This window comes from Arthrobacter sp. SE2 (assembly GCF_058244265.1).
Window position 1 is genome coordinate 392,741 of sequence record NZ_JBZAYA010000003.1, and the last position, 8,946, is coordinate 401,686.

Annotated in this window: 10 protein-coding genes; all 10 read left to right on the top strand. The window is 64.5% G+C overall.

Going from position 1 to position 8,946, the window contains the following annotated elements:
- Positions 1-4 precede the first annotated feature (4 nt).
- Positions 5-679, top strand: coding sequence for a GTP cyclohydrolase I FolE (gene folE / locus AC4CS3_RS06725; RefSeq protein WP_490782743.1), 675 nt, complete (start codon positions 5-7; stop codon positions 677-679).
- 8 nt (positions 680-687) lie between these two features.
- Positions 688-1,593, top strand: a complete 906-nt coding sequence (folP, locus tag AC4CS3_RS06730; protein ID WP_490782744.1) for a dihydropteroate synthase — start codon at positions 688-690, stop codon at positions 1,591-1,593.
- Between the two features lie 29 nt (positions 1,594-1,622).
- On the top strand, positions 1,623-1,982 hold the full coding sequence (gene folB / locus AC4CS3_RS06735) for a dihydroneopterin aldolase (protein ID WP_442544172.1): 360 nt from the start codon (positions 1,623-1,625) through the stop codon (positions 1,980-1,982).
- Positions 1,979-2,518, top strand: coding sequence for a 2-amino-4-hydroxy-6-hydroxymethyldihydropteridine diphosphokinase (folK, locus tag AC4CS3_RS06740; protein WP_490782745.1), 540 nt, complete (start codon positions 1,979-1,981; stop codon positions 2,516-2,518). The genes folB and folK overlap by 4 nt, the downstream gene beginning before the upstream one ends.
- A 3-nt stretch (positions 2,519-2,521) precedes the next feature.
- Positions 2,522-3,043, top strand: a complete 522-nt coding sequence (locus AC4CS3_RS06745; protein ID WP_490782746.1) for a DUF3180 domain-containing protein — start codon at positions 2,522-2,524, stop codon at positions 3,041-3,043.
- Positions 3,024-3,536 (top strand): PH domain-containing protein, encoded by a 513-nt coding sequence (locus AC4CS3_RS06750; protein ID WP_490782764.1) that lies wholly within the window; start codon positions 3,024-3,026, stop codon positions 3,534-3,536. Before AC4CS3_RS06745 ends, AC4CS3_RS06750 begins: the two co-directional genes overlap by 20 nt.
- Positions 3,533-5,041 (top strand): PH domain-containing protein, encoded by a 1,509-nt coding sequence (locus AC4CS3_RS06755; protein WP_490782747.1) that lies wholly within the window; start codon positions 3,533-3,535, stop codon positions 5,039-5,041. Before AC4CS3_RS06750 ends, AC4CS3_RS06755 begins: the two co-directional genes overlap by 4 nt.
- Positions 5,034-5,984, top strand: coding sequence for a Rossmann-like and DUF2520 domain-containing protein (locus AC4CS3_RS06760; RefSeq protein ID WP_490782748.1), 951 nt, complete (start codon positions 5,034-5,036; stop codon positions 5,982-5,984). Before AC4CS3_RS06755 ends, AC4CS3_RS06760 begins: the two co-directional genes overlap by 8 nt.
- Before the next feature lie 2 nt (positions 5,985-5,986).
- The gene (gene panC / locus AC4CS3_RS06765; protein ID WP_490782749.1) at positions 5,987-6,889 is read left to right on the top strand and encodes a pantoate--beta-alanine ligase; all 903 of its coding nucleotides are present in this window, start codon (positions 5,987-5,989) and stop codon (positions 6,887-6,889) included.
- 138 nt (positions 6,890-7,027) lie between these two features.
- Positions 7,028-8,476 (top strand): DHA2 family efflux MFS transporter permease subunit, encoded by a 1,449-nt coding sequence (locus AC4CS3_RS06770; protein WP_490782750.1) that lies wholly within the window; start codon positions 7,028-7,030, stop codon positions 8,474-8,476.
- Positions 8,477-8,946: the final 470 nt, after the last annotated feature.

Here is an 8,946-nt window from a genome sequence, read left to right on the forward strand (position 1 = left end):
TGCTGTGACTCACATCGACGACGACGACTTCAGCGGTGCCGCCAGTGATGACCTTGGCGGCACCTCCGGGGGGAAATCCGGTGGCCACGGCCACGGCCACGGCCATCACTCATATAAGGTCGACCGCCCCCGCATCGAGGCGGCCGTCCGCGAGATCCTCATTGCCGTGGGCGAGGACCCGGACCGTGGCGGCCTGGTGGATACGCCGAAGCGCGTTGCCAAGGCTTACGCCGAGGTCTTCGCGGGCCTGCACCAGGATCCCGAGGACGTCCTGTCCACCACGTTCGACCTCGACCACGAGGAACTCGTGCTGGTCAAGGACATCCCGTTCTATTCCACGTGCGAGCACCATTTGGTGCCGTTCCATGGCGTCGCGCACGTTGGATACATCCCTTCCCACGACGGCAAAGTGACGGGGCTGAGCAAGTTGGCCCGCCTCGTCGACATTTATGCCCGCCGCCCCCAGGTGCAGGAACGCCTGACCACCCAGATCGTCGAAGCGCTCGTGACCCACCTCAAGCCGAGGGGCGCGATCGTCGTCGTCGAATGCGAACACATGTGCATGTCCATGCGTGGCATCCGCAAGCCCGGCGCCAAGACCGTCACCAGCGCAGTGCGCGGGCAACTTCATGACCCGGCCACCCGCGCCGAAGCCATGAGCCTCATACTCGGAAGGTAACAAAGACCATGGATTCCCTCGCAGCAGCACCAGGAACGGGCCCGGCCACCAGCCCCCTGCCCATTCTCCGCAAACCCCGTCCAGCGGCCCGCTTCGCGGACCTGCCGGCCGACCGCACGCTCGTCATGGGAATTCTGAACGTCACGCCGGATTCTTTCAGCGACGGCGGCAAGCACCCCACGGCGGACACCGCCATCGCCCACGCATTGCGCATGTTGTACGCGGGAGCGGACATCATCGACGTCGGCGGCGAATCGACCCGCCCGGGCGCCGAGCCTGTCTCCCCGGAAGAAGAACAACGGCGGGTCTTGCCGGTGGTCCAGGCACTCGTTAAGGCCGGGGCGCTCGTCAGCATCGACACGACGCACGCGTCGACGGCGGCTGCGGCCGTGGAGGCCGGAGCCGCGATCATCAACGACGTTTCAGGGCTGAGCCTCGAACCTGAGATGGCCGAACTCGTCGCTAGTACCAAGGTGCCCTATGTCCTGACGCATCGCCGGGGCGACGCCGAGACGATGAACAGCCTTGCCGACTACGGCAATGTCGTGGAGGAAGTCATCGAGGAGCTCAAGGGCGTCCGAGACAAGCTCTACGCGGCAGGCGTCACGGCGGAGCAAATCATTGTGGATCCCGGGCTGGGCTTCTCCAAGGACGAGGACCAGAACTGGCAACTCCTCAAGTACATCGGCAAGCTGGATGAGCTTGGCCACAAGGTCCTGATCGGCGCTTCCCGCAAGCGATTCCTCGGGACGCTCCTGACAGTGGCCGGCAAGGCGGCAGCTCCCGAGGAGCGGGACCATGCAACCGCTGCCATCACGGCTATCAGCGCCGCGAACGGCGCCTGGGCCGTGCGCGTCCACGACGTCGGCCCCAGCCTTGACGCCGTCAAGGTTGCCGCGCGCATCAGACACTAAGTTTCGTGAACAAAGGGGGAGGAACCGGTTTGGACAAGATCACACTGACCGGAGTGACCGCCGTCGGGCATCACGGCGTCTTCGACTTCGAGCGCCGGGACGGACAGCCGTTCGTCGTCGACGCTGTGCTGTACACCGATTTCAGCAAGGCCGCGGAAACGGATGACCTGCAGTTCACGGCTCACTACGGTGAAGTGGCCGAGTACATTACGTCAATCATTTCGGGCGAGCCGCTGAACCTTATCGAGGCCCTCGCGGTGCGGATCGCCGAGGGGATCCTGGCGGGCTTCAACGTCGCCGCCGTCGATGTCACGGTCCACAAACCCAAAGCTCCCATCGAAGTGCCCTTCGGTGACGTCACTGTCAGTGTCCACAGGGAGCGTGCATGAGTTCCGGTTTCACGAAAGCCATCCTGGCCCTCGGCAGTAACCTGGGCGAGCGGAACGACACCCTGTCCACCGCCGTTGCCGACCTCGTTGATCGCCCGGAAATCCGCCTGCTCGGTGTATCTCCCGTGGTGCAGACCAAAGCCGTGGGCGGGCCCGTGGGGCAACCGGATTTCCTCAACATGGTGATCGCCATTGAGACCACCCTTGCGCCGCTGGAACTCTTGAAGCACTGCCACGACGTCGAACAAATGCACCACCGGGTCCGCGAGGTTCGCTGGGGCCCCCGCACATTGGACGTGGACATCATCGTCTACGGCGAACTCACGAGCGACGACGAAACGCTGACCCTGCCTCATCCGCGTGCTGCGGAGCGTGCGTTCGTGCTCTATCCATGGGCCCTCCTGGACCCTGCAGCGCGGCTCAACGGTGAAAGCGTCGCCGAGCTGGCCGCCAAGGCAGAGGACTTTCCCGGGCTTCGGCCTTTTGACGGGTTCGACGGATCCGGCCGCGTCGCTGCCGCGGGAGCGGTGGAATAGTCCATGAAGGCCATGCGTCCGCTTTTGTTGGCGATCATCGCCATCGTTCTTGCCGCAATTGGTTGGGTGACCACCGTGCTCACCACGCGCTACAGCATGGCTACGCCTGTGCTTCCTCCTTCCGCGTTGGTGACCATGGGCTTCATCGCCGTGCTCACCTTGATCATGGGCATCCGGGTCCTGCGATGGCGCAACGGCAAGAAGAAGACCATGCTCAACCCCATCCTGGCCGCGCGAACCCTGATCCTGGCCCAGGCCTGCGCCTACGCGGGCACCGTGCTGCTGGGCTGGCACGCGGGAATCGTGATTGAGCAACTCCGGCTCTGGAGCCTCCGCAGCGACCAAGGCATCTTGTGGCTCGCGCTCATCATGGGCGGCGGCGGGCTCATCATGACCGTCGTGGGGCTCGTGGTGGAGCGGTTCTGCCGAATCCCTCCGGAAGACCTGGAAGGCGGCCCGGGCGTCAGGGATTCACGTCGTGGCGAAGCCAAGGGCGAAGGCGAATATGCATACCGCGGCGATTGATCCTCCGGGCATCCAGTGGCTGCGCGTATCGCCGAAATACTTGACGGAGCGGCTCGTCGAGTGGGCCATCCGCAACGTGATCACGATCGGCCTGTTCAGCCTGCCCTTGCTCTTCGTGGAATTGGGATGGTGGAAGTGGCCACCGCTGTGGCTAGCCGTCGCCGTTCCCGCGGCCTTTCTGCTGCTTGCCCTGTGGCGGCTCGTGTTGATCCCGAGGCAGGTCAGGGCCATCGGCTATGCGGAACGCGACGACGATCTGCTGATCCGCCGCGGCATCTTCTTCCAGCGGACCATGGTGGTTCCCTACGGCCGGATGCAGTACGTCGATGTCGCGGTTGGACCCGTTGAGCGGGTCTTGGGGCTGTGCACCCTCAAACTCCACACCGCCTCGGCTGGAACCAACGCCCATCTGCCCGGACTTCCCGCCACTGAAGGTGCACGGCTGCGCGAGCAGCTTTCGGCCCGCGGCGAAGCGAGGCTGGCCGGGCTGTGACCCAGGAACAGACCGTCGTCGACGGCGACTGGCACCGCGTCCACCCGGCGTCGCCCTTCGTGCGGGGATGGGTGGCACTTGCGGCGATCATCTATTTCTTCGGCCGCGATACCTTTGAACGAGCCCTCCAAGGCCGCGGGACCATTGGCGACAACTTCAACGAACGCACGCTCTGGCTTCTGGCCGGCGGCGGCGTCGTGCTGTTACTGGCTTTGGGGTCTTTCGTCCTCAGCTGGTATTTCACCCGGTACCAGCTCGCCGAAGGCTATGTCAGGGTCAACACCGGCTTCCTGTTCAAACAGCAGCGCCAGGCGCGGCTTGACCGGGTCCAGGCCATCGACATCGTGCAGCCCCTGCTTGCCCGTATTTTCGGGCTCGCGGAGCTGAAGTTCGAGGTGGCCGACGCCGGCCACTCGGCCGTGCGGCTCTCGTACCTCAGGCTCGCGCAGGCCAAACAGCTCCGTGCCACCATCCTGGGCCGGGCCGCCGGTATTGCCGACGGGAGCGAAACGGTCGAGGTGCCCGAGGCACCCGAACAGGTGGTGCTCTACGTGCCGCCTGGAAGGCTTGTCGGTTCGCTGATCCTGAGCGAGCAGAGTCTCTTCATTGTGCTCAGCGCCATCGCGTCCGTGCTGGTTTCAGTGCTGACCGAGTCCCGGGCCTTCATCCTCTACCTGATACCAGCAATCCTCGGCTTGGGGACCGCCTACTGGCGCTCGTTCAACACCGGCTACAACTTTACGGCGGCAATTTCCCCGGACGGGATCCGTCTGCGCTACGGACTCCTGGATACCCGGGCCCAGACCGTGCCTCCCGGCCGCATCCAGGCGCTCAAGGTCACGCAGCCGCCGCTGTGGCGCGTTCTCGGCTGGTATCGGATCCACGTGAACGTAGCCGGCTACGGTGAACACCACCGCAGCGAAGGCGAACACCGGACCTTGCTGCTTCCAGTCGGCCGGAAGCCCGAGGTGATGATGATGCTCTCCCTCGTCTTGCCCGATCCTGGTACCGCCGACCCTGAGCGCGTGTTCACAGCCGGGTTGACCGGCCTGGATTCCAGCGCCGGCTTTGTCACGACCCCCAAGCGTGCCTGGATTCTTTCCCCGCTGGGTTGGCGACGCAACGGCTTCCTTTCAACGGACACGGCCCTGCTGCTGCGCTCCGGCCGTTTGTGGCGGAAGTTGGTGATGGTCCCGCATCAACGAACCCAGTCGATCGCCCTCCACCAAGGTCCGTTGGCCCGGCTGTTCGGCGTGGCCGACCTCGTGTTGCATACGACGCCAGGGCCGGTGGCGCCCCGGCTCATCCAGGCAGCCACAGAGGAAGCAGTAGGTTTGTTCGACCAGCAGGCGGCCCGGGCCCGGAAAGCCCGCAAACTGCAGAACCTGGCACAGGACAATTCCGAGCAATGGCTGGCGCAACTTCCGCCCGCTGCGATGCCGGCCCCGCCGACCACGCATACCATGCAGCGTGCATCAACCCAGGAGGAACCAGACCATGGCTAGGCCAGGACGACTCGGCGTAGGAATCATTGGCGCCGGCAAGGTGGGTGCCGTATTGGGTGCGGCCCTGCGCGGAGCCGAGCACGCCGTCGTCGGGGTTTCCGCAGTGTCGGAGGCGAGCCGGGAGCGGGCGGAGACGCTGCTGCCGGGGGTCCCGGTCCTCGAAATCCAGGAGATCGTGGAGCGGTCCGAGTTGGTGCTCCTTGCTGTTCCGGACGATGCCCTCGGCGAGCTCGTGGCCGGACTGGCAAAGCTCGGAGCCTGGCAGCCCGGACAGCTTGTGGCGCACACTTCCGGCCGTTTCGGCGTCGGAATACTGAAGCCGGTCCGCGCGGCAGGTGCCATTCCGCTCGCCCTCCACCCGGCCATGACGTTCACGGGCATGAGCCTGGACCTGACCCGGCTCATGGACTGCACCTTCGGGGTCACCGCCGACGCCGCGATGTTGCCCATCGCCCAAGCCCTCGTGGTGGAGATGGGTGCCGAACCGGTGGCCATTGCCGAGGCCGATCGCACGCTCTACCACGCAGCCCTCGCGCACAGCTCGAACCACATGGTGACCCTCGTGGCCCAGTCCTCCCAGCTGCTCCGGGACATCGGCGTCGACGCGCCGGAACGCATGCTCGGCCCCTTGCTCCGCGCCACCCTGGAAAACGCCCTGGCTTCCGGCGAGGCAGCGCTGACCGGGCCCGTGGCCCGCGGAGATGTGGGGACCGTCGCCGCTCATGTGGAGGCCCTCACGGAGTACGACGGCGGTGCCGGCGGCGATGTCATTGCCGCCTACCGGGCCATGGCCCGCGCCACGGCCCGCCGGGCGGTCAATCGCGGACTGCTCAAGGAGGGCCAGCTTGGCGACATCAACAACGCCTTGGACGGCTCAGGTACGCCGGACAACGGTGAGGACCGTCCAGGCAACGACGCTGCCGGGACGCAGGAAGGAAACTGAGAATGGCCATCAAACTTGTGACCACCGCAGCGGAACTGCGGGCCGAAAGTGCGCGGTTGCTCGCGGAAAAGCGCGGCAGCTCCCAAGGCCTCGTCCCCACGATGGGAGCGCTGCACACCGGGCACGCGGCGCTGGCCCGCACCGCCGTCGAGCAGAACGACGTGGTAGTGGCCTCCATCTTCGTGAATCCCCTGCAATTCGGCGAGGCCGCGGACCTCGAACGCTACCCGCGCACGCTTGATGCCGATATGGCCCTCCTGGATGCCGAGGGCGTGGATCTCGTCTTCGCCCCTTCCGTTGACGAGGTTTACCCCGGTGGGGAGCCGCTGGTCCGGGTGACCTCGGGACCGCTGGGCGAGAAATGGGAGGGCGCATCGCGTCCCGGCCACTTCGACGGCGCCCTCACGGTGGTCGCCAAACTGCTGCACTACGGCATGCCTGGCGGTCCAGCCGTCGACGGCGGTGCTGCCGCGTACCGCGCGTACTTCGGCCAGAAGGATGCCCAGCAGTTGGCCCTCGTGAAGAGGATGGTGGCCGATCTCAGCTTTCCAGTGGACATCGTGGCCGTGCCGACCGTGCGCAACGCGGAAGGGCTGGCGCTTTCCAGCCGGAACCGTTTCCTTTCCGAAGAAGAGCAAGAAGCGGCACTGGTGCTGTCCCGTGCCCTCCGCCTCCTCGAGTTCCGCGCCCTGGCAAACGAACCGCTCGAGCTGGACTCCGCCGTCGCGCTCGTTGAATCCCAGCCCCTCGTGAAGCTGGACTATTTCGACGTCGTCGATCCCCGCACGCTCGAACCGCTCGCCGAAAACTGCAAGGAAACTCCGTTCCGCGGTGAAGGGCTTGCGATCATAGCGGCGAAGGTCGGGCCCGTGCGGTTGATCGACAACGTGCCGCTGAGTTCCTGAACACTCTTAACTTTCGGATGCCCGTACGCAAACGTTTGGATTAAGCTGCTGACGGGAATGCGGTTGAGGCTTAGACTGTTGCAATCTTCACCGGTGCCGAGCGCCGGAAACCATCGCACCCAAAGCTGAGGGATCCTCATGTCTACCGACGTCACATCAGGCGCGTCCGGCAGCCCCGTGCCGGAAGCGGGGACACAGCAAGCCAGCGACAGGATGTCGCGCGAGTCTGTCACCGTTATTGTCACGCTACTTGTGGCCACCTTCGTGGTGATCCTCAACGAGACCATCATGAACGTCGCCTTGCAGCGGCTCATGACGGACCTCAACGTTGACGCACCCACAGTCCAGTGGCTCTCCACCGGATTCATGCTGACCATGGCCGTGGTCATACCCACCACCGGCTTCATCCTCCAGCGGCTCACCACTCGAGCTGCGTTCCTCCTGGCAATCGGACTGTTCAGCAGCGGCACCCTCCTCGCGGCACTAGCCCCGGGTTTTGGAGTGCTTTTGTTGGCGCGCATCGTCCAAGCGGGCGGCACGGCAATCATGCTCCCGCTGCTGATGACAACCATCTTGACGCTGGTGCCCCTGTCCCGCCGAGGTGCGGTGATGGGCAACGTGACCATTGCGATTTCGGTTGCGCCGGCCTTGGGCCCCACGGTTTCCGGCATCATCCTTGACCACTTCTCGTGGCGATTCATGTTCGTCTTCGTGCTCCCGGTGGCCTTGCTGGCTATGGGCATCGGCGCCAAGTTCCTCACAAACGTCGGTGAGCGAGGCAGCGTGAGGCTGGACTTCGTCTCGGTGGTCCTGACCGTTCCTGCCTTCGGCGGGCTGGTCTATGGACTGAGCCAGATCGGCGGCCATGCCGGAGCGACTGCCATGCCGATCGTTGCGCTCGTGATTGGGGTCTTGTGCATGGTGGCGTTCGTTTTCCGCCAGCTCAAGTTGCAGAAGTCCGACGCGCCCCTGCTGGACCTCAGGGCATTCAACTTCCGCATGTTCACGGTGTCGGTTTTGCTCATGGTGGTTGCCATGATGGCCCTGTTCGGCGGAGTGATCCTGCTGCCGCTCTACCTCCAGAACGTCCTCCACCTGCAGCCGATGGAGACCGGCCTGGCTCTCCTTCCGGGCGGGTTGGCGATGGGCCTGCTCGGGCCGGTTGTCGGCAGGTTGTTCGACAAGATAGGTCCGCTCCCGCTGACTGTGACAGGTTCCATCCTGCTGGTACTCACGCTGTGGCAGTTCTCGATGCTCACCGCGGACAGCCCCTTGTGGTGGGTCGTGGTCCTGTACGCAGTACTCAGCCTGGGCTTGGCTTTGCTGTTCACGCCGGGGTTCACCACTGGCCTCAACCCGCTCCCGCCCCACCTCTACTCGCATGGCTCGGCCATCATGAGCACGCTGCAGCAGGTGGCGGGAGCCGCAGGGACGGCACTCCTGGTTTCGATCTTCGCCGTGGTCTCGGCCTCGTCCGGCTTTGTCGCCGGGATGCAGGCCGCCTTCCTGACAGCCACTTTGATTGCGGTGCTTGCCATAGTGCTGTCCACCATGATGCGCAAGACGGAGGGCGCAGCCGGGAACTAGTCCGCTTTGTTTGCTGGTGCGGCGCGTTGTTTGTGACGCACGGCATGTTTGTGGCTTGCGGCCCTAAAGGCTTTCACTCAGGTGGCGCTGGGCCCTAAATCGCCGTGTTGTAGCGGGTTTTGGAGCGCAGGATGGTGGTGCGAGGGTGATTTGCGTGGGGTCTCGGGGGTGTGTAAAGTAGTTCGAGTCGCCGCCGCTGATGCGGAAAAATTGCGACAGACTCCCTTCCAAATGGAAACCAAATTTCTGGTTCGCTTTTGTGCGTTCCGATTTGGTTTCCCGGGGGTCACGGATGATGTTTTGTCCGGCGCGGTTCCCGGGATCGGGAGTTGTGCGGAGACAGCGCGTCTGGTAACTTTGGGAAGTTGCTCCGGAGCGATCCTGGACCCTGTGGGGTGTGGGTGGTGCCGGGTGTGTCTGTTGTTTGAGAACTCAATAGTGTGCCAAGTTTGTTGATACCGATTTGTTTT